Below are 18911 nucleotides of genomic sequence, written 5' to 3'. Positions count from 1 at the left end.
AAGCGAAACGTCAACAGCCCCTAAACTTGAACCCATCGCCAAAACACAAGAGGCTTAATACAGCCAGTGTATCGGTTTACGGCACTTGCAAATCTTTGATCAGCTTATTAAACAGCCTGCCCGCAGGCTACGCCACTCGCCCACGCCCACTGAAAGTTATACCCGCCTAGCTCTCCCGTTACATCTAATACTTCTCCGATAAAGCGCAACTGTGGTAAGCCTTTAACCTCAAAGGTTTTGGACGAAATCGCGTCGGTATTGACCCCGCCCATGGTTACCTCTGCGGTACGCCAACCTTCTGTTCCTGCTGGTTTCAGTTGCCAAGCGTTGAGTCTTTGCGCCCACTCATCCAATGCGGCATTAGCATACTGGGCCAGGGGCCGCGCCAAGTCATGGTCGGGGTACCACTCCAGCAGTGCTTGCGCAAAGCGTTTCGGAAAGCGTTCGCCAAGCCAAGTCGAGAGCTGACGCTTAGGCGTTTCTTGGCGTGCCTCACGTAGGGATTCCGCCACGTTTTCATTGGGCAGTAGATCGATACTAATGCTCTCCCCTGGCTGCCAAACGCTGGATATCTGCAGCATCGCCGGCCCAGACAAGCCGCGGTGGGTAAACAGCATGGGTTCCACAAAGCGGCGACTGCCAGCACTAACAGCCACTGGCACGCTCAAACCAGAGAGCTCAGTTGCGCGCGCTTTCCAGCTATCGCTTAAGGTAAAGGGCACCAGCCCGGGTCGCGTAGCGAATACCTCTAGACCAAATTGACGGGCAATGTCGTAGCCAAAACCCGTCGCGCCCATGCTCGGAATGGAAAGCCCACCGCTCGCGATGACGACCACCCCAGCATCGATTTTACCTATCGAAGTCGTTAGACGCATGGCACTGCCCTGTTGCTCCACGCGGGTAACCTGGGTGCTGAGCCTGATTTCAGCCCCAGCCCACTCACACTCGGTTAGTAACGTATGGACAATATCTTTAGCCGAGGTTGCACAGAATAGCTGACCCGGCGTTTTCTCAACATGTTCAACGCCATGGCGCTCGACCAGCTCAACAAAGTGCTCAGGGCGGTAACGTTTGAGCGCCGAAATACAAAAGTAAGGGTTTGAAGAGTAAAAGTGCTGTGGCGTTGTGCCAAGATTGGTAAAGTTGCAGCGGCCACCCCCGGACATGAGAATCTTCTTGCCCGCTTTGTTAGCATGATCAAGCACTAAGACCCGCTTTCCGGCATAGCCCGCTTGCGCTGCGCACATTAAGCCTGCGGCGCCAGCACCGATGATGACAACGTCATAGATCATAATGGACAGCTCATATTGAGAGCGACTCCCGTCGTAAAAGGCAGGCATTCTAACAGGGTCGCACTTAAAAATTATTATGCGGATACAATTACCATATACAATAACTGTATAAATATTATCTAACGCTGAGAACACTATGCTTTTGCCCTTTCATCAACGACGGCTGTTGCAACTCGCACTCGTGCCTCTCACTCTTCTGCTTTCCAGCGTAGCGCTCGCCCAATCGGCGCCGTCAGTCATAGGCACCCGGGCGATCATGACTACCTGGTCGGATCCAATAGAAGCCTTGGGCACCCTCCGTGCCGATGAGAGCGTCACACTATCGGCTACCGTCACGGATATCGTTGCCGAGATCAATTTCCGTGACGGCGAACAGGTCGAAGAAGGCCAGTTGCTTATTCGTCTGGAGGATGCCGAGGAGCAGGCGCAGCTGAGGGCGTCCCAGGCACTTCGCGAAGAGCGGCGTAATGCGTCAAATCGCGCTTCCCAGTTGCAAGAGCGCAACCTGGCGGCTCGGGCCGATGTAGAAGATAGCCAATCACGGCTGCGCCAGGCAGATGCCGATATTCAAGCGATTGAAGCGGAGTTGGCCAATTACCAGATAAAAGCCCCCTTTAGTGGCCGTGTCGGCTTTCGCAATATCAGTGTTGGCGCCCTGGTCACTCCAGGCATGGATCTGGTGACGCTCGATAAATTGGATGTTATGCAGCTAGATTTCAGCGTCCCCGAAGTATTTCTCGACCGCCTCTCACCAGGCTTGATGCTCAATGCCACAACTGCCGCCTACCCTGACGCCCTCTTTAGCGGTGAAATTGCCACCATCGGCACACGGGTGGATCCAGTCACGCGCAGCGTAAGCGTCCGCGCTGATCTCGAGAATACCGATGGCCGCTTGCGGCCTGGCATGCTGATGGAAGTGATCGTTCAACAGCACGTACGCGATACGGTTGTTATCCCTGAGGCGGCCATTGAGCCTAGCGGTGACCGTCACTTCGTGATGTTAATTGAACAGAGTGGAGGCAGCACACGCTTGGCACGGCGTGAAGTGGTGATAGGCGAGCGCCGCAATGGCGAGGTGGAAATTCTCGAGGGACTCGCCGCCAACGATTTAATTGTCTTTCATGGCCTACAGCTGGCCCGTGACGGGCAAGAAGCCAGGTTACTCGGGATCGCCGATGACGAGACCGGTATACGAGCGCTGTTGGAGGCCGACCGCTAATGCGTTTATCGGATATCTCTGTTCAGCGGCCGGTATTGGCGATGGTAATCGCGGCGCTGATTATTGCCTTTGGCCTGCTGGCACTCAATCGTCTGCCGCTGCAAGAGTACCCCACCATCGACCCGCCAGTGGTCACCATCGATACCCGCTACCCCGGAGCCTCGGCCAGCGTCGTCGAAACACGGATTACCCAAGTATTAGAAGACCGCATTGCTGGCGTTGAAGGCATTGAGCTGATTACCTCGCAAAGCGAGGATGGACGCTCTCAGATCGAGATCGAATTTGGCATTGATATGGATATCAATGCCGCCGCCAATGATATTCGCGACCGCATCTCCGGTGCGCTGCGCAACCTACCCGACGACGCTGACAACCCAGAGGTCACCAAAGCCGATAGCAGCGAAGAAGTGGTGGTTTGGTTAAGCCTTTCCGGAAACGACTATTCCATTACTGAGCTAACCGACTACGCTAACCGCTTTTTGGTCGACAGCCTCTCCGTTCAGCCAGGGGTAGCACGGGTGCGTGTCGGCGGCGGCAGTGACTACGCCATGCGCGTGTGGCTGGATCGCAATGCCTTGGCCGCACGGGGACTCACCGTTAGCGATATCGAAGACGCACTGCGGGCAGAGAACGTAGAGCTACCGGCAGGCTCGCTTGAATCCAAGGATCGGCAGTTTATTGTCCGCCTCCCCCGTAGTTTTGCCAGTGCCGAAGATTTTCAGCGCCTCGCCCTCAGCTCTCCTCAAAACCAGGAGGAAAACGGCTATCTGGTGCGCCTTGCTGACGTAGCAAGAGTAGAGGTCGGCGCGGTGGAGGATCGTTCTGTCTTCCGCTCTAACGGCATCCCCATGGTCGGCCTGGGTATGATCATGCAGTCGACGGCCAATGTGATAGAGCTCTCTGAAGCCGTTCAGGTCGAACTTGAACGCCTGCAAGGTACGCTGCCTGAAGGGATGTCACTGAGCCTGAACTACGACGCCTCGCTGTTCGTCTCCGGAGCGATTGAGCAGGTCGTTATGACGCTGTTTATCGCCATGGGCTTGGTGGTGGTGGTGATCTTTATGTTTTTGGGCAATTTGCGCACCACCCTGGTACCCGCGGTGACCGTTCCGATTGCCGTTATTGGCGCCTTTACTGCTCTGGCCGCGATGAATTTCTCAATTAACCTGCTAACTCTGCTGGCGCTGGTGCTGGCGATCGGTCTGATTGTCGATGATGCCATCGTCGTGCTTGAAAATATTAACCGGCGTATGCACGACTACGGCGAGACGCCGCTAGTCGCCGCCTTTCGCGGGACCCGGCAAATCGCCTTTGCAGTCATTGCCACCACTCTGGTGTTGGTGGCGGTTTTCTTGCCACTCAGTATGTTGCAAGGCGATATTGGCCGACTATTTTCCGAGTTCGCGCTGACCATGGCCGCCGCGGTCGTAGTCTCTACGCTGCTGGCACTGACGCTTACGCCGATGATGGCGTCTAAAATTCTTAAGCCTGGCATGCACGACAGCCGGATTGGCAAAGCCGTGCAGTGGTTGCTCAGCGGCACACAACGCCGCTACCAGGCCACGTTAGAATGGATGCTCAAAATGCGTTGGCTGGTGGTCGCGGCGTTTGTATTATTGATTGGCGCCACCGCCTGGCTGGCCACGGTACTGCCCAACGAATACACGCCTCAAGAGGATCGCGGTAACTTTATCGTATTAGTGAATGGCCCTGAAGGCGCCACCTTCGACTACATGATGGATTATATGGATGAGATCGAAGCGCGGATGACGCCACTGGTGGAGAGCGGTGAGTTGGAGCGCGTAGTCGTTCGCGCCCCCCGTGGCTACGGCAACATAGAGAATTTCAATAGCGGCTTTATTATCGTCAATATGGCCGACTGGGGCAGTCGACGCAGTGCCTGGGAGATCATGGGCGAAGTACGCGAAAAGCTGCGTACGTTGCCGGGGGTACAAGCCTTCCCGGTGATGCGCCAGGGGTTTGGGCAGCGTACCCAGAAGCCGGTGCAGTTTGTGCTGGGCGGCGGGACTTACGAAGAGCTTGCCCGCTGGCGCGATACGCTGATCGATCATGTGCGTGAAAACAACCCGCGCTTGATGGCACTAGAGAGCAACTACAACGAAACCCAGCCGCAGCTAAGAGTCGATATTGACTACGAGCGTGCCGCTTCGCTAGGCGTTACGGTTACCGAGATCGGCAGAACGCTTGAAGTGCTGTTAGGTGGCCGTAACGTCACTCGCTATGTTGATGATGGTGAAGAGTACGACGTCATTTTGGAAGGTGACCGCGGCAGTCAAAACAGCCCGAGGGCGTTGGATAACATTCAGGTTCGATCCGCTCGCACAGGTGAGCTGATCCCTCTGGCCAGTTTGGTCACCCTCTCCGACTTTGCTGGCGCCAGCACTTTGAACCGCTTTGACCGTATACGGGCGATTACCATTGAAGCCAACCTGGCGGATGGCTACCCCCTTGGCGAAGCTTTGACCTATTTAGAGCAGAGCGCCGCGGAGCTACTGCCGGAAGAGGCGCAAACCAATGTGGCAGGCGCCTCAAGGGACTTCCAGCAAGCCAGTGGCGCCACCGCCTTCCTGCTAATACTGGGCGCGCTTGTGGTCTTTTTGGTGTTAGCAGCGCAGTTCGAAAGTCTGATTCACCCCTTTGTGATAATGCTTACGGTGCCGCTCGCAATGAGCGGCGCTTTGCTCGCCCTGCTGCTAAGCGGTCAATCGCTTAATATCTACAGCCAAGTAGGCTTGGTGCTGCTAATTGGCCTAGCGGCGAAAAACGGCATTTTGATTGTCGAGTTTGCCAATCAGTTGCGCGATGAGGGTAAAGCCTTCCGTTCGGCGTTGATTGAAGCCTCTGTAACGCGTTTAAGACCTATCTTAATGACCGCCGTGACCACCATGGCCGGCGCCATTCCGCTGATTGTCTCGACAGGGCCGGGGTCTGAGTCTCGCTTGGTTATCGGCACCGTGATTATGGCGGGGGTCGGCTCGGCCACGCTGTTTACGCTGTTTGTGGTGCCTGTGGCTTACGACTTGCTGGCGCGCCACACCGGTTCGCCCGGGGCAGTGAAAAGGCGATTAGAGGAGGAAATTGCTAATGCACCATCTGACTGATGTCATTGCCAACGCAGCGAAGCAATCTGGTTTTTAGAGGCCACCGCACGCTTGAGATTGCCGCGTCGCTGCGCTCCTCGCAATGACGACCTCAATGAAAAAGGGTGCCTGTTGGCACCCTTTGAAAAGAGAGCTAGCGATTACTCACACTCGCCAAGATACTCGCCTTCAATCACGGTATTCATGCTCAGCTCACCCATGGGGGACTGGGTAAGGATATCGACGCTGCCTTCGATACGCTCGCCCATAAAACGCATTTCGCCATCGATGGTAGCTTCGCCACCCTCAGCGCGACACACCATGCTGTAGCTGAGACCATCCGCATTGAGCTCCTGGTCGAGCAGCTCGCAGCCTTCTTCTTCCTCGATGAAGCCAAATTCAGCTCCCTCAAGCTCTTCCTGACTAATACACTGGCGCTCGGTTTCCGTTTGATCCGGAATTTCCATTTCGCCGGTGACGCTGGTTTTGCTCACAAACTCCCACTCACCAGCGGTGACATTGGGGGTTTCAGCCAACGCGACCATCGGAAAGGCCACTAGGGCCGCTACTGCCATGTTACGTAACATCATCGCTACTCTCGCTGCGTTGCTTTGGGAACTTAAATCCTGGGATATCCTACCTGATTCAATCCTACGATGCCCTACCCGACGACCACACTGCTACACTCATTGGGTAAGAAACTGATTTAGCGCATCCGCTATACAAGGTAGCCAACAATGCAAGACGACGCCCTGGTCAATTATGACTTCCACTGCCCATACTGCGATTCGCCGCTGACCTTTCTGATTGATACGTCACAGGGCAGCCATGATACCTGGGAGGATTGCCATCAATGCTGCGCGCCCATCCAGCTACAGATCATCGTCTCACCGGTGACCGGAGAACTTGAAAGCGTCGTCGCCGGGCGCGATGACGACGTGCTATAGCGTGATCTAAACGTCTCGTAGAGCAGCCTTCCGCCGGGTCTCATTACGCCGCATAAAAAACCACGCCAACAGCGTCGCCAGCGAGACCGTTAGGATGATCAAGGTAGCAAGCGCATTGATCTTCGGCGACACCCCCATACGCACCGACGAAAACACCACCATCGGCAGCGTATTGGCCCCTGGCCCGGAAACAAAGCTGGCGATCACCAGGTCATCCAGGGAGAGGGTAAACGCCAGCAGCCAGCCTGCAGCCAGCGCGGGGGTAATGATCGGCAGCGTGATAGAAAAAAAGGTTTTCACTGGAGGTGAACCCAAATCCATGGCGGCCTCTTCAATGGAGTGATCCACTTCCCGCAGCCGCGCAGCCACCACGACAGCCACATAGGCACTGCAAAAGGTGGTGTGAGCAATCCAAATGGTTGCCATACCCCGGTCGGCTGGCCAGCCGGTAATCTGCGCCATCTGCACAAATAGCAACAGCAGCGAAAGACCGGTGATGACTTCGGGCATCACCAGCGGCGCTGTGACCATACTCGACAGCGCCGTTTTGCCCCGGAAGTGACCATAGCGTGTCATTACAAAGGCTGCCACGGTGCCCAGGCAAACCGCCATGCTGGCCGCGAAAAACGCGATGCGCAGGCTCGTCCATACCGCCGACAAAATCTGCTGATCTCGAAACAGCTCGCCGTACCACTGAGTGGAAAACCCCGCCCACACCGTGACCAGTTTCGATGCATTAAACGAATACACCACCAGCACAAACATCGGCAGGTAAAGAAACAGCAGACCAAGCACCAGCATGACCGTTGAGAAGCTCGGCCGTCGCATGCTCATTATTCAAGCTCCTTGGACTGGTAACGATGAAACCAGACTATCGGCACCAGTAATAGCAGTAGCATCACCATGGCCAGCGCCGACGCCACGGGCCAGTCGCGGTTGAGAAAGAACTCCTCCCACAGCACTTTGCCGATCATTAGCGTATCAGGGCCTCCCAGCAGTTCAGGAATCACAAACTCCCCTACCGCAGGTATGAACACCAGCATCGAACCGGCCACAATGCCGCCCGTAGAGAGCGGCAAGGTGACTTTGATAAAGGTATTGAACTTGCGCGAGCCAAGATCTGCAGCGGCCTCTAACAACGAGTTATCCATGCGCGTTAAGTGGGCATATAGCGGCAGCACCATGAACGGCAAGTAGGCATAAACAATGCCAATAGTTACTGAAAACTGGGTATTCATCATGCGCAGCGGCGAATCAATCAGGCCAATCCCTATCAACAGGTTATTGATTAACCCACTGTTGCTTAGAATTCCCATCCAGGCATAGACACGAATCAAAAACGACGTCCATGACGGCAGCATGACCAGCAGCAGTAACAACAATTGCCAGCGGGCCGGGGCTCGGGCCATGGCATACGCCATCGGATAACCGAGCAACAAGCAGGCCAGCGTGGCAATAAACGCCGTTTTCACCGAGCCCCAATAGGCGGCTATGTATAATGAATCTGAGAGCAGAAAGAGATAATTGCCCAGATTAAGAAAGACATGCAGCGTCTGATCGACGTACTCAAGCAGCGGGCCATAGGGCGGAATCGCAATCGCCGCTTCGGAGAGGCTGATTTTGAGCACCAGCGCAAAGGGTAGTAAAAAAAACAGCGTCAGCCACACGAGCGGAAACGCAATCACTGCTCGGCGCCCCAGCTGCAAGCGTTTGAGCAGTGCTGAAAAACGAGATAACTTCATTAAAGGCAGTCTCCTCGCGGTAAGGAATGCGCCACTATCGCAATTCAAAACGTTAGCAGCTCAAGACGCTAGCGGTTCAAAACAATCGTACTGTGATCTTCCCAGTAGACATACACACTGTCTTCCCAGGTGGGTCGATCACCGCGACGCTCTGTATTGGCCATACTGACTTTAATGATTTGGCCCGATTGAGTGCGCACGTAGTAGAGCGAGAAACCGCCTAAATAGGCAATATCATCCACCTTGCCAGCGGCCCAGTTGTACTCCGTAGTAGGCTTTTCACGGGTAAGCCAAATCTTCTCAGGACGCAGCGCGACCCAAACCCGCCGATCTACCGCCTGGGTGGTAATACCGTGGTCAATATAGATGGGCCGCTCGAGCGCGGGAGCGACGATGCGGCAGTGGTCAGCAGCATCTTCGCTAATCTCGCCTTCAAACAGATTCACCGTACCGACGAATTCCGCCACCATGCGGCTCACCGGGCTTTCATAAATATCGATCGGCGAGCCTATTTGCTCGATCCAGCCATCGGCCATGATCGCCACGCGGTCGGCCATGGTCATAGCCTCTTCCTGGTCGTGAGTGACCATAATGCAGGTAACGCCCACCTGTTCGATGATCTCGACCACTTCAAGCTGCATTTCAGTGCGCAGTTTTTTATCCAGTGCGCCCATGGGCTCGTCTAACAGTAACAGTTTGGGCCGCTTGGCCAGCGAACGCGCCAGTGCTACACGCTGGCGCTGACCGCCAGAAAGTTGATGCGGTTTGCGCTTGGCAAAGCGCTCCATATGCACCAGCTTCAACATTTGCGCGACGCGAGCGTCGATATCCGCTTTGGGGAGCTTGTCCTGCTTTAAGCCAAAGGCAATATTCTGCGCCACCGTCATATGCGGAAATAGCGCATAGGACTGGAACATCATATTGATAGGCCGCTTGTGCGGAGGCATAGCGGTGATATTTTCACCGTCTAATAAAATACGGCCCTCAGAAGGAGTTTCAAACCCCGCCAACATCCTCAGCAGGGTTGATTTACCTGACCCGGAACCACCCAATAGCGCGAAAATTTCTCCGCGCTTAACCTGCAAATTGACATCATCCACCGCCAGCGCATCATCAAACCGCTTGCTTAAGCGTTTTACTTCCAGCACCACATCTTCAGCAAACCGCGGGGTTTTACCCTGGGGGCGCGACGAAGAAGGAGTGATTGGCGAAGCAGATGAAGGCTCGTTCGACAGGGGCGTAGTGACCATTCGCCACTCCCATCAAAAGGCCCGGCAATCCGGGCATTAAAAAAGACGAGCAGCGAGCCATAGAGAATTAACTCCAGGCTCGCCGTCGGATAAACGTCGGTTTAACGACCAGACTTTACGCGGTTCCAAATGCGCGTACGGGCACGCAGCACATCTTGAGGCTTTTCAGCCTGCACGTATAGGTTTTGCATGACCTCGGTTTCTGGGTAAATAGCCGGGTCATTGATGATTTCATCAGAGAGGTACTCATCGGCCGCCGCGTTAGGATTGGCATAACGCACGTACTCGGTAATTTCAGCAGCGATTTCCGGGTCAAGAATAAAGTTGATAAAGGCGTGAGCGTTTTCAGTATTAGGCGCATCGGCGGGTACTGCCATCATGTCGAACCAGAGCGCGGCGCCTTCTTTAGGAATGCTATAGGCGATGGTGAAATCTCGCCCTGCTTCTTCAGCACGATCAGCGGCCTGGAAAACATCACCCGAGTAACCAGCGGCCACGCAGATATCGCCATTCGCCAGATCGGACACATAGCGGGAAGAGTGAAAATAAGTCATGTCGTCGCGAACGTCGGCGATCAGTTCGCCAGCCGCTTCAATATCGTCCAGATTTTCACTCAGGGGATCAAACCCCAGGTACGCCATGGCGGGCGAGAGCATTTCATCGGCAGAGTCCAGCATCGACAAGCCGCAGCCCGCTTCGCTCAATGCAGCGGTTATTTCAGGATCAAACAGCAGTGCCCAACTATCTACCGGCGCGTCATCACCCAGAATTTCTTTTACCCGGTCAACGTTATAGCCGATCCCATTGGTGCCCCACATATAGGGAACCGAGTATTCGCTACCGGCGTCGATAGTTTCCAGGTTGGCCATCAGCTCGGGGTTGAGATTGTCTAAATTGGTTAGTAACTCATGGTTGAGCGGCTGAAAAACACCGGCTTTCACTTGGCGGGTAAAATAGTAGGTAGAAGGTACCACCACATCGTAGCCGGAACGCCCGGCGAGCAGTGCGGCATCCAAAATTTCATTGCTGTCATAAACGTCATAAGTCACTTCAATGCCGGTACGCTCGGTGAATTTTTCCAGCGTTTCCGGGGCAATGTAGTCTGACCAGTTAAATACCCGCACCTCTTCAGCGTGGGCAGCGCTAGCCGCTGCGGCGAATGAGATAGCCGCAACGGCCGCGGAAAGTTTGTGGATGTTCCCCATTATCACTGCTCCTGTTGTCTCAACTAGTCATTAAACAATTCAGCATTCACTAAACAATTCAGCCAAATGTTTTGCCAAGTGTCTTCATACCAAGTGCGCCCTGCTGCTGCCGGCAACAGCCCTCAGCGGCTAACAATAGCGTAGGCCATATTACTGACCGTGCGAATTTTGCGGTGCAGTGACGCCTACCGCAAGCCAATGTGAAAAATTCTTGTATTTTGCCCTACCGACCCCATTAAGTAGCCAGTAAAACAGGATCTTGTGGTACGCCAATAGGGCAATACTATTGGCTAGATGGCTTTTTTTAATTTTAGACATTAGTCGCTAGCCGTTAGCATTAGCACTACTTTATAAACCCTTCACTCATGACAACTGGAGATTATCTGAATGTCCTTGATCAACACTGAAGTAAAACCGTTTAAAGCCACTGCTTACCTGAATGGCGAATTCGTCGACGTAAGTGAAGCTGATCTGCAAGGCCAGTGGTCTATTTTCTTCTTCTACCCCGCCGATTTTACCTTTGTTTGCCCCACTGAGCTGGGCGATTTGGCCGATCACTATGCCGAGTTCAAGAAGCTGGGCGTTGAGATCTACAGCGTTTCGACCGATACCCACTTCACTCACAAAGCATGGCACGACAGCTCTGAGACCATCGGCAAGCTGCAGTACCCAATGATCGCCGATCCGACGCTGCAGATTTCACGTAACTTCGAAGTGTTGATTGAAGAAGCGGGTCTTGCTGAGCGCGGCACTTTCGTTGTCGACCCCGACGGTAAAATCCAAATTGTCGAAATCAACGCTGGCAACATTGGCCGTAACGCCGAAGAGCTGCTGCGTAAAGTGAAAGCCGCTCAATACGTTCGTGCCAACCCGAACGAAGTGTGCCCGGCTAAATGGAAAGAAGGTGAAGAAACACTCGCGCCCTCGCTGGATCTCGTAGGCAAAATCTAAACTGCCTACGGCTTTCACGCGCTTGCTCTTATTTGCGTGGCGCAAGAGCGTGCAGGTTCAACGCCCGGGTTTCGCCCGGGCGTTCTGTTTTAAAACAGTTTTAAATTATTAATGATTAGCGCCGTCACACGCGTGTATTTAATACGTCTGTTACTTGCGAGGAAGCTACTGTCATGCTGGACGCCAATTTAAAATCCCAGTTAAAAGCGTATCTGGAAAAAGTGACTCAGCCGTTCGAGATCGTTGCCTCCCTCGATGACGGTGCCAAGTCGCAAGAACTTCTCGGCCTGCTTGAGGACATCAGCAGCCTGAGCGATAAAATTACCCTACACAGCGATGGCCAGGACGACCGCACGCCATCGTTTGCGATCAACCGCCCGGGTGAAGAGACTGGCGTGGTGTTTGCCGGCATCCCCATGGGCCACGAGTTCACGTCGCTGGTGTTGGCACTGCTGCAAGTCGGCGGTCATCCGCCTAAAACGTCTGCTGAGCTACTCGACCAAATCAAAGCCCTCGACGGCGAGATGCTTTTCGAGACTTACTACTCGCTCTCGTGCCAGAACTGCCCTGACGTGGTTCAAGCGCTTAACCTCATGGCTATCTTCAACCCGAACATTAGTCACGTCGCTATTGACGGGGCACTGTTTCAGGACGAAGTTGAGTCGCGGGAAATCATGTCGGTGCCAAGCATCTATCTGAACGGTAAGCCGTTCGATCAAGGCCGTATGACCCTTGAGCAGATTTTGGCCAAAGTTGATACTGGTGCCGCCGAACGCGATGCCAAAAAGCTCAACGAGAAAGCCGCTTTCGATACGCTCGTCATTGGTGGTGGCCCGGCAGGCGCGGCGGCCGCCATTTACTCAGCACGCAAAGGCATTAACACCGGCATTGCCGCTGAGCGTTTCGGTGGTCAGGTGGCTGACACCATGGGAATTGAAAACTTTATCTCCGTTTCCCATACCGAAGGCCCCAAGCTAGTTAGCGCGCTTGAAGAGCACGTAAAAGATTACGAAGTCGATGTCATGAACCTGCAGCTTGCCACGGCGTTTAAAGCAGCCGAGGCGGAAGGTGGACTGCACGAAGTCACCTTTGAGTCGGGTGCGACGCTTAAGAGCAAAACCCTGGTACTGGCGACGGGTGCCCGCTGGCGCGAAATGAACGTGCCCGGCGAACAGCAGTACCGCAACAAAGGGGTGGCTTACTGCCCTCACTGTGACGGTCCGCTGTTCAAAGGTAAGCGGGTAGCGGTGATTGGTGGCGGTAACTCTGGCGTTGAAGCGGCGATCGATCTGGCGGGTATTGTCGGCCATGTCACGCTCGTAGAGTTTATGGGTGAGATGCGTGCCGACGCAGTGCTGCAGAAAAAGCTCAAGAGTCTGCCTAACGTCGATATTATCCTCAACGCACAAACCACCGAAGTAACGGGCGATGGCAGCCGTGTGAATGGCTTGAACTATAAAGACCGCACGTCCGACGAGAGCAAATCCATCGCGCTGGAAGGCATTTTTGTTCAGATTGGTCTGGTGCCTAACACCGAGTGGTTGAAAGGCTCTCCGATTGAAATGACGCCCCGCGGTGAGATCATCGTCGATGCTCACGGTATGACATCCGTGCCCGGCGTCTTCGCCGCAGGCGATGTAACTACCGTGCCCTACAAGCAGATCATCATCGCCATGGGCGAAGGCGCCAAGGCATCGCTGGGTGCTTTCGACTATCTCATTCGAAACTGACAGTGGCGAAGAAAAGCCCGCTGACAAAAATGTCAGCGGGCTTTTTAGTGGGAGGGAGTTTCAGCTCGCGAAACCTTAGGCTATTCGCCTATGCCAATTACGAAGAAGACGGGATTTCCCCCAACACTTCGGGGATTGTCATCTTCACGTAGCGGCCCGGCGCAGGCTCAATAATGTTGAGTTCACCGTCCCCTGGTTGGCGCACGGGCACCATTTTTTCGCTATTGGCATAGCCATTGTCGGTCATCCATGCCTGCCAGTGAGGCCACCAGGAGCCTTCCTGAGCCGTAGCACCTGCAAGCCACTCCTCATGGCTTTCGGGCAGTGTGTCGTTAGTCCAGTAGCTATACTTGTTCTTATGGGGTGGGTTGACGATACCTGCGATATGCCCCGAGCCGCCGAGCACAAAGGTCACCGGCCCCTTGGGTAGCAACGCCCCATAGTAGGTGCTGTTCCATTTGGCGATGTGGTCTTCTTTGGTGGAGATAAAATAGCTGGGCGCCGACACCTTGCGCAGATCAATTTTTACGCCATCCAGCTCAATGCCACCTGGCTCAACCAAGCGGTTCTCTAAATACATATGGCGTAAATACCAGGCATGGGTGCCTGCGGTTAAATTGGTACCATCAGTATTCCAGTAGAGTAGATCAAAGGCGGCAGGCGTTTCGCCCTTCAAATAGTTATTAATGTAGAACGACCAAAACAGATCATTCTCACGCAACAAATTGAAAGTGTAAGCCATCGAGCGGCCATCAAGGTAGCCCTTCGCTTCTAGCGTTTGTTCGATCCCTTCAACCACCCGCTCATTGAGAAATACGCCGATATCGCCAGGATCACGAAAATCCTGCAGCGTGGCCATATAGGTCACCGACTTTACTTTGCGCCCACGGCGGGTGCTGGTGAGGTACGCTACCGTAGATGCCGTTAACGTGCCGCCGACACAGTAGCTGAGGAGATTAACCGACTTCTCGCCGCAGGCCTGCTCGATAGCTTCTATCGCGCTGATCGGCCCCATCTGCATATAGTCGGCCCAGGTAATATCGCGCTGCTCCGGGCCAGGATTACGCCAGGAGATCAGGAACACCGTATGGCCCTGATCCACCAGCCACTTCACCATGGAATTATCTTCACGCAGATCGAGAATGTAGTACTTATTGATCCACGGCGGCACCATTAGCAATGGCGTTTTAAAGGTCTTTTCCGTCGTTGGCGTGTATTGGATCAACTGAATCAGTTCGTTTTCATACACCACTGAACCGGGCGTTACCGCTATGTTTTCGCCTACGCCAAAGGCGGCGCGGTCTGTCATGCGGACATTAATGCCTTCACCAGAGTTACCTAAATCTTCACGTAGACGGGCCAGACCATCCACTAGGTTTTGACCACGGGTTTCAATGGTGCAGCGCATGACCTCTGGATTGGTAGTTATAAAGTTAGTGGGCGCCATCGCGTTGACCAACTGGCGCGCGTAAAACATCAAGTTACGCTTCTGGGTTTCATCCAACCCACTTAAGTTTTCAACCAGCTCTTCCACCATCTGCGAGAACAGTAAGTACTGCTGCATAATGGCCATATAGTGGGGGTTTTGAGTCCAGGCTTCATCTTTGAAGCGACGGTCACTTTTAGCCGGGGTAATCAGCGGCGTTATTTGCTCGCCAGCCATGCCACGCAGGGCCTGTTGCCACAATAGCCACTGGTCTTGAAGCAAACGGTTCTGGGTTTCCCACAGCAGCGTAGGGTTTTGCATTAATGACTGAGCACCCGCTTCAAAGCTTTCACGCATATCACTGTAAATTGAGTCGGCGGCTTCACTGGGCGCAATACGGGAAAGCAGATCCTGCATCAATCCTTGGTACTGTTCGCTAATCTCTTTAAGCTGATTATTCCAGGCTTCAATTTCCTCTGGGGATAACCCTTCAGGCAGTCCTTGAGAAAGCCCTTCAGACAGGCTGTCAGATAGCCCTTGTGATATTGCCTGGAACGGATTGTGCCACGCTGACTGCATACTCATTCTCCCTACGCCTATCATCGGGCGCACCGACCACTTTGGCTATGTAAGCATATATAAATTAAAACTTATAAATGCATCGCGGCGCCCTTGGGCGCCGCGATGAGGTCACTAATCAGCTTTTGCGCGATGACTGACTAGAGGCTTTGGCAGGTTGCTCGCTTTTTGTAGCCGCCTTGGCTTGCTCGGACATTTGCTGACCGGCTTCGCTGAACATTTTTTCCATTTCAGACTTAAACTGCAGGCTCATTTCGCTCATGACGCGCGCGTCTTCCTGCATCTGCTGGGAAAGCTCGTTCATCATTTCAGCTTGCTTGGTGCCGAAATCACGCAGGCTTTCTGCGTCTTGAATTTCAGTGGCGCTACGAATGCGCTCTGTACCCATCTGGCTGTAGCGCTTCATGGCTTCCAGCTGATACTGGGTCATTTTTTCCATGTTGTTGAGCATCAGCGAATTAATTTTACGCATGGGCTCAAACATTTGCTTAGTTTGGGCGTTGAAGGCGTCCATCATATTGTCTTGCATAGTGTCTGCTCCTGTTTAGTTCCTTGGCATGAGCCTTGGAGTGACTCATCGTGATGTAGCTTGTCTTGCCTTGATTTGCTGCACTGCAAAAAGAGTAGTCCCTGGCATGCTGCATTGCAACAGCGACACTGTTTTAAGTAGCTGCATTCAGTAACGCTGCAAAACGTCTCCGCATTGCCTCTCTCACATCGCCATCAGCGATCTTTCAATCCACTTCCCCACAATCTATTTTTGCCAGTCTATCGTTACTGATTTATGAATCACTGCGCTTGGATGTTGAACGTGTGCTTGAGCCGGAACGGGAGCGCGACGACGCTGTTGACTTGGCCTTACCACCACTACTGGTACTTTTATTGGCACTACTATTATTAGTACTGCTCGCCCTGGAACTCGCCGCACTGCTTTTAGAGCTGGTGTTACCACCCTGTTCAGCCGCACTGCCGTTAGACGAGGACGCACTAGTGGCATTAGTGCTGGCGCTGCCCGCTTGGCGCAACATATCCAGCATCATTTGCTGATAAGTGCCGAAGTTGGCTAGCCCTTGAGACAGTCCTTCAGATAGCCCTTGAGACAGTCCCTGCGAGAGCCCTTGCTGCATCATCGGCTGCTGGAGAAAGGGCCTCATAAGACTCATGGGGTCGTAGCCCTCTACCCCAGACTCCATTTGCCGCTGGATATTTTCCAGCAGGTTTTTCTGGAAAGCTTCGACATCCGGCAGACCCAGAGATTGGCGAAATTCGTCCGGGGTAAGATCAAATTCAACGTTAATCTTCATAGGCGGCTCCTGCACTGTTTTGTTTGAGTGTAGCAGTGAACTGCAAACCTCACCGTATTGCGCTAGCGCTGGGTTAAACGCGGCGTATCAACGCTCACCTCACTATTTTGGCCGCGATGACGCAGCCAGTGATCCAGCAACGTAATCGCCATCATCGCCTCAGCGATGGGCGTTGCGCGAATACCCACACAGGGGTCGTGACGCCCTTTGGTAATCACTTCGACGGCCTGTCCATGGATATCGATAGAGCGGCCAGGCGTGGTAATGCTGGACGTCGGTTTTAGCGCCAAACGAGCCACAATGGGTTGGCCGCTGGAAATACCGCCCAGCACGCCACCAGCATGATTGGAGAGAAAGCCTTCAGGCGTCATCTCGTCACGGTGTTCACTGCCCCGCTGAGCGACACAACCAAACCCTGCGCCTATCTCCACACCTTTTACCGCATTAATACTCATCAAACCATGCGCCAGGTCAGCATCCAGGCGGTCAAACACCGGTTCGCCCAGCCCTACCGGCACCCCTTCGGCAATCACGGTGATCTCAGCACCTACCGAATCCTGATCGCGGCGCAGCTGATCCATGTAGGCTTCCAGTTCTGCTACGCGCTCCGGGTCAGGGCAGAAAAAGGCATTTTGACCCACCGCTTCCCACTGTTTGAAATCAATCTTGATGGGGCCTAGCTGGCTCATATAACCGCGAATCTGAACACCTTGGGCGGCCAAATATTTCTTGGCAATCGCCCCTGCCGCCACTCGCATAGCGGTTTCACGGGCGCTGGAGCGCCCACCGCCGCGGTAGTCACGGTGGCCATATTTATGGTGGTAGGTGTAATCCGCATGCGCTGGCCGAAACTGCTCTTTGATTTTTGAGTAGTCGTTAGAGCGCTGATCGGTATTTTCGATTAACAGGCCAATAGAGGTGCCGGTGGTCTTGCCTTCAAACACCCCTGACAGGATGCGCACCTGATCAGGTTCTTTGCGCTGGGTAGTATGCCGCGAACTGCCCGGCCGACGGCGATCCAGATCATGCTGTAAATCTGCTTCGCTTAACGGTAACCCAGGCGGGCAGCCATCAACGATCGCGCCGAGCGCAGGGCCGTGACTCTCACCAAAGGTAGTGACGGTAAATAGTTTGCCAAACGTATTGCCAGACATGGCGATTAGTTCCTCACTGGAAAGACGCCACATGGGCGTCGAGTTCAGCGGCGCTCAAGGCAAATACGCCCTGGCCGCCACGCTCGAATTCAAGCCATAGGAAAGGCACGTCGGGAAACGCCGCTTCCACATGGCGATCAGAGTTGCCGACTTCTACGATCAGCCAACCCTCATCGGTTAGGTGTTCCCGCGCTTCACGGAGTATGCGCCGCACGATATCCAAGCCATCGCTGCCTGCCCCCAGTGCCAAGGAGGGTTCATGGCGGAACTCAGCAGGCATGGTGGCCAAGTCGCGGGCATCAACATAGGGCGGGTTGGAGACGATGAGATCAAAACGTCGACCTTCCAAGCCGCTGAATACATCCGATTCCACCGCTCGCACCCGGTCTCCCACATCATGGCGGGTAATATTTTGCCGTGCCACAGCCAGGGCATCCTGGCTGATATCAGCAAGCGCCACTTCACAAGTGGGCAAATAGAGTGCCGTAGCAATGCCGATACAACCGGAGCCAGTGCATAGATCCAGCACGCTAGCAGGCGGCTCTTCGGGAAACCAGGCGGCAAAGCCGTCTTCAATCAACTCGGCAATCGGCGAGCGCGGAATCAGCACGCGCTCGTCAACGCTAAACGGGTGACCGGCAAAGAAGCTCTCGCCGAGCAGATAAGGCAGCGGGCGGCGGGTGGTAACACGCTCCCGCGCCAGGGCAATAATCCGCTGACGCTCCACGGGCAGCAGCCGCGCCTCTAGCACACTGGGGTCGATATTCCACGGCAGGTGCAGCGCGCCCAAGCAGAGTGCCACCGCCTCATCCCAGGCAGAATCGGTACCATGGCCATAGTGCAGGCCCGCCAGATAAAACTCGCTGGAGACCCAGCGCAGGTAGTCGCGCAGCGTAAAGAGCTGGCTCACCAGCAACGACTCCGACAGGGAAAGGGTTGAGTGAGAATGCTCAACATTTAGATGCGTGGTCACAGCGGCTCCTGGTTAACGATAATCATGACTGCAGGCAA

The 18911-nt window shown here is 54.3% G+C and carries 16 protein-coding genes; 5 read left to right on the top strand and 11 right to left on the bottom strand.

Translation table 11 applies throughout. From position 1 onward, the window contains the following. Positions 1 to 107: 107 nt before the first annotated feature. The gene (locus HALA3H3_RS17060) at positions 108 to 1292 is read right to left on the bottom strand and encodes a BaiN/RdsA family NAD(P)/FAD-dependent oxidoreductase (RefSeq protein WP_022522781.1); all 1185 of its coding nucleotides are present in this window, start codon (positions 1290 to 1292) and stop codon (positions 108 to 110) included. 136 nt (positions 1293 to 1428) lie between these two features. Here HALA3H3_RS17060 and HALA3H3_RS17055 point away from each other — a divergent pair, with 136 nt between their 5' ends. Continuing rightward, positions 1429 to 2511, top strand: coding sequence for an efflux RND transporter periplasmic adaptor subunit (locus tag HALA3H3_RS17055; RefSeq protein WP_022522780.1), 1083 nt, complete (start codon positions 1429 to 1431; stop codon positions 2509 to 2511). Then, on the top strand, positions 2511 to 5633 hold the full coding sequence (locus HALA3H3_RS17050) for an efflux RND transporter permease subunit (protein WP_022522779.1): 3123 nt from the start codon (positions 2511 to 2513) through the stop codon (positions 5631 to 5633). Before HALA3H3_RS17055 ends, HALA3H3_RS17050 begins: the two co-directional genes overlap by 1 nt. Before the next feature lie 140 nt (positions 5634 to 5773). Here the strand turns inward: HALA3H3_RS17050 and HALA3H3_RS17045 are convergent, their stop codons facing one another. Beyond that, positions 5774 to 6202 carry a DUF3617 domain-containing protein gene (locus HALA3H3_RS17045; RefSeq protein ID WP_022522778.1) on the bottom strand — a complete coding sequence of 143 codons (429 nt, stop codon included), beginning with the start codon at positions 6200 to 6202 and terminating at the stop codon, positions 5774 to 5776. A gap of 147 nt (positions 6203 to 6349) precedes the next feature. Between HALA3H3_RS17045 and HALA3H3_RS17040 the strand changes: the two genes are divergently transcribed. Next, positions 6350 to 6559, top strand: coding sequence for a CPXCG motif-containing cysteine-rich protein (locus tag HALA3H3_RS17040; protein WP_022522777.1), 210 nt, complete (start codon positions 6350 to 6352; stop codon positions 6557 to 6559). A gap of 6 nt (positions 6560 to 6565) precedes the next feature. On the opposite strand, the gene HALA3H3_RS17035 is transcribed toward HALA3H3_RS17040, so the two are convergent. The 4 genes from HALA3H3_RS17035 to HALA3H3_RS17020 all read right to left on the bottom strand — a co-directional run bounded on the left by HALA3H3_RS17035 (position 6566) and on the right by HALA3H3_RS17020 (position 10756). Beyond that, entirely contained in the window at positions 6566 to 7393 is an 828-nt protein-coding gene (locus HALA3H3_RS17035) for an ABC transporter permease subunit (RefSeq protein ID WP_022522776.1), read from the bottom strand. Beyond that, entirely contained in the window at positions 7393 to 8301 is a 909-nt protein-coding gene (locus tag HALA3H3_RS17030) for an ABC transporter permease subunit (protein ID WP_022522775.1), read from the bottom strand. Before HALA3H3_RS17030 ends, HALA3H3_RS17035 begins: the two co-directional genes overlap by 1 nt. A gap of 68 nt (positions 8302 to 8369) precedes the next feature. After that, positions 8370 to 9551 (bottom strand): ABC transporter ATP-binding protein, encoded by a 1182-nt coding sequence (locus HALA3H3_RS17025; protein WP_022522774.1) that lies wholly within the window; start codon positions 9549 to 9551, stop codon positions 8370 to 8372. Between the two features lie 101 nt (positions 9552 to 9652). Then, positions 9653 to 10756 (bottom strand): polyamine ABC transporter substrate-binding protein, encoded by a 1104-nt coding sequence (locus HALA3H3_RS17020; RefSeq protein WP_022522773.1) that lies wholly within the window; start codon positions 10754 to 10756, stop codon positions 9653 to 9655. A 387-nt stretch (positions 10757 to 11143) separates the two neighbouring features. On the opposite strand from HALA3H3_RS17020, the gene ahpC reads away from it, so the two are divergent. Together ahpC and ahpF are read left to right on the top strand one after the other, a co-directional pair. Continuing rightward, positions 11144 to 11707, top strand: coding sequence for an alkyl hydroperoxide reductase subunit C (gene ahpC, locus HALA3H3_RS17015; protein WP_022522772.1), 564 nt, complete (start codon positions 11144 to 11146; stop codon positions 11705 to 11707). 173 nt (positions 11708 to 11880) lie between these two features. After that, a complete protein-coding gene (gene ahpF, locus HALA3H3_RS17010; protein ID WP_022522771.1) occupies positions 11881 to 13437 on the top strand; it encodes an alkyl hydroperoxide reductase subunit F in 1557 nt (518 codons plus the stop codon). 97 nt (positions 13438 to 13534) lie between these two features. Here ahpF and phaC read toward each other — a convergent pair whose 3' ends face one another. From phaC to prmB, 5 genes are all read right to left on the bottom strand, one after another. Beyond that, positions 13535 to 15442 carry a class I poly(R)-hydroxyalkanoic acid synthase gene (phaC, locus tag HALA3H3_RS17005; RefSeq protein ID WP_022522770.1) on the bottom strand — a complete coding sequence of 636 codons (1908 nt, stop codon included), beginning with the start codon at positions 15440 to 15442 and terminating at the stop codon, positions 13535 to 13537. 118 nt (positions 15443 to 15560) lie between these two features. After that, positions 15561 to 15971, bottom strand: coding sequence for a phasin family protein (locus HALA3H3_RS17000; protein ID WP_007113285.1), 411 nt, complete (start codon positions 15969 to 15971; stop codon positions 15561 to 15563). A 253-nt stretch (positions 15972 to 16224) separates the two neighbouring features. Continuing rightward, positions 16225 to 16746, bottom strand: a complete 522-nt coding sequence (locus HALA3H3_RS16995) for a hypothetical protein (RefSeq protein ID WP_022522768.1) — start codon at positions 16744 to 16746, stop codon at positions 16225 to 16227. A gap of 62 nt (positions 16747 to 16808) precedes the next feature. Beyond that, positions 16809 to 17900 (bottom strand): chorismate synthase, encoded by a 1092-nt coding sequence (gene aroC / locus HALA3H3_RS16990; RefSeq protein WP_053857021.1) that lies wholly within the window; start codon positions 17898 to 17900, stop codon positions 16809 to 16811. Between the two features lie 13 nt (positions 17901 to 17913). After that, positions 17914 to 18873 (bottom strand): 50S ribosomal protein L3 N(5)-glutamine methyltransferase, encoded by a 960-nt coding sequence (gene prmB / locus HALA3H3_RS16985; RefSeq protein WP_009287957.1) that lies wholly within the window; start codon positions 18871 to 18873, stop codon positions 17914 to 17916. Positions 18874 to 18911 lie beyond the last annotated feature (38 nt).

Origin of the sequence: Halomonas sp. A3H3 (assembly GCF_000982975.1) — a bacterium.
Taxonomy (GTDB): domain Bacteria; phylum Pseudomonadota; class Gammaproteobacteria; order Pseudomonadales; family Halomonadaceae; genus Vreelandella; species Vreelandella titanicae.
Note: the sequence above shows the minus strand (reverse complement) of the source record. Positions and strands in the feature narration are given on the sequence as shown.

What these genes read in the sequence shown, in the direction of transcription:
- HALA3H3_RS17060 (WP_022522781.1), bottom strand. Translation starts at nt 1,292, where the DNA reads ATGATCTATGACGTTGTCATCATCGGTGCTGGCGCCGCAGGCTTAATG.
- HALA3H3_RS17055 (WP_022522780.1), top strand. Translation starts at nt 1,429, where the DNA reads ATGCTTTTGCCCTTTCATCAACGACGGCTGTTGCAACTCGCACTCGTG.
- HALA3H3_RS17050 (WP_022522779.1), top strand. Translation starts at nt 2,511, where the DNA reads ATGCGTTTATCGGATATCTCTGTTCAGCGGCCGGTATTGGCGATGGTA.
- HALA3H3_RS17045 (WP_022522778.1), bottom strand. Translation starts at nt 6,202, where the DNA reads ATGATGTTACGTAACATGGCAGTAGCGGCCCTAGTGGCCTTTCCGATG.
- HALA3H3_RS17040 (WP_022522777.1), top strand. Translation starts at nt 6,350, where the DNA reads ATGCAAGACGACGCCCTGGTCAATTATGACTTCCACTGCCCATACTGC.
- HALA3H3_RS17035 (WP_022522776.1), bottom strand. Translation starts at nt 7,393, where the DNA reads ATGAGCATGCGACGGCCGAGCTTCTCAACGGTCATGCTGGTGCTTGGT.
- HALA3H3_RS17030 (WP_022522775.1), bottom strand. Translation starts at nt 8,301, where the DNA reads ATGAAGTTATCTCGTTTTTCAGCACTGCTCAAACGCTTGCAGCTGGGG.
- HALA3H3_RS17025 (WP_022522774.1), bottom strand. Translation starts at nt 9,551, where the DNA reads ATGGTCACTACGCCCCTGTCGAACGAGCCTTCATCTGCTTCGCCAATC.
- HALA3H3_RS17020 (WP_022522773.1), bottom strand. Translation starts at nt 10,756, where the DNA reads ATGGGGAACATCCACAAACTTTCCGCGGCCGTTGCGGCTATCTCATTC.
- ahpC (WP_022522772.1), top strand. Translation starts at nt 11,144, where the DNA reads ATGTCCTTGATCAACACTGAAGTAAAACCGTTTAAAGCCACTGCTTAC.
- ahpF (WP_022522771.1), top strand. Translation starts at nt 11,881, where the DNA reads ATGCTGGACGCCAATTTAAAATCCCAGTTAAAAGCGTATCTGGAAAAA.
- phaC (WP_022522770.1), bottom strand. Translation starts at nt 15,442, where the DNA reads ATGCAGTCAGCGTGGCACAATCCGTTCCAGGCAATATCACAAGGGCTA.
- HALA3H3_RS17000 (WP_007113285.1), bottom strand. Translation starts at nt 15,971, where the DNA reads ATGCAAGACAATATGATGGACGCCTTCAACGCCCAAACTAAGCAAATG.
- HALA3H3_RS16995 (WP_022522768.1), bottom strand. Translation starts at nt 16,746, where the DNA reads ATGAAGATTAACGTTGAATTTGATCTTACCCCGGACGAATTTCGCCAA.
- aroC (WP_053857021.1), bottom strand. Translation starts at nt 17,900, where the DNA reads ATGTCTGGCAATACGTTTGGCAAACTATTTACCGTCACTACCTTTGGT.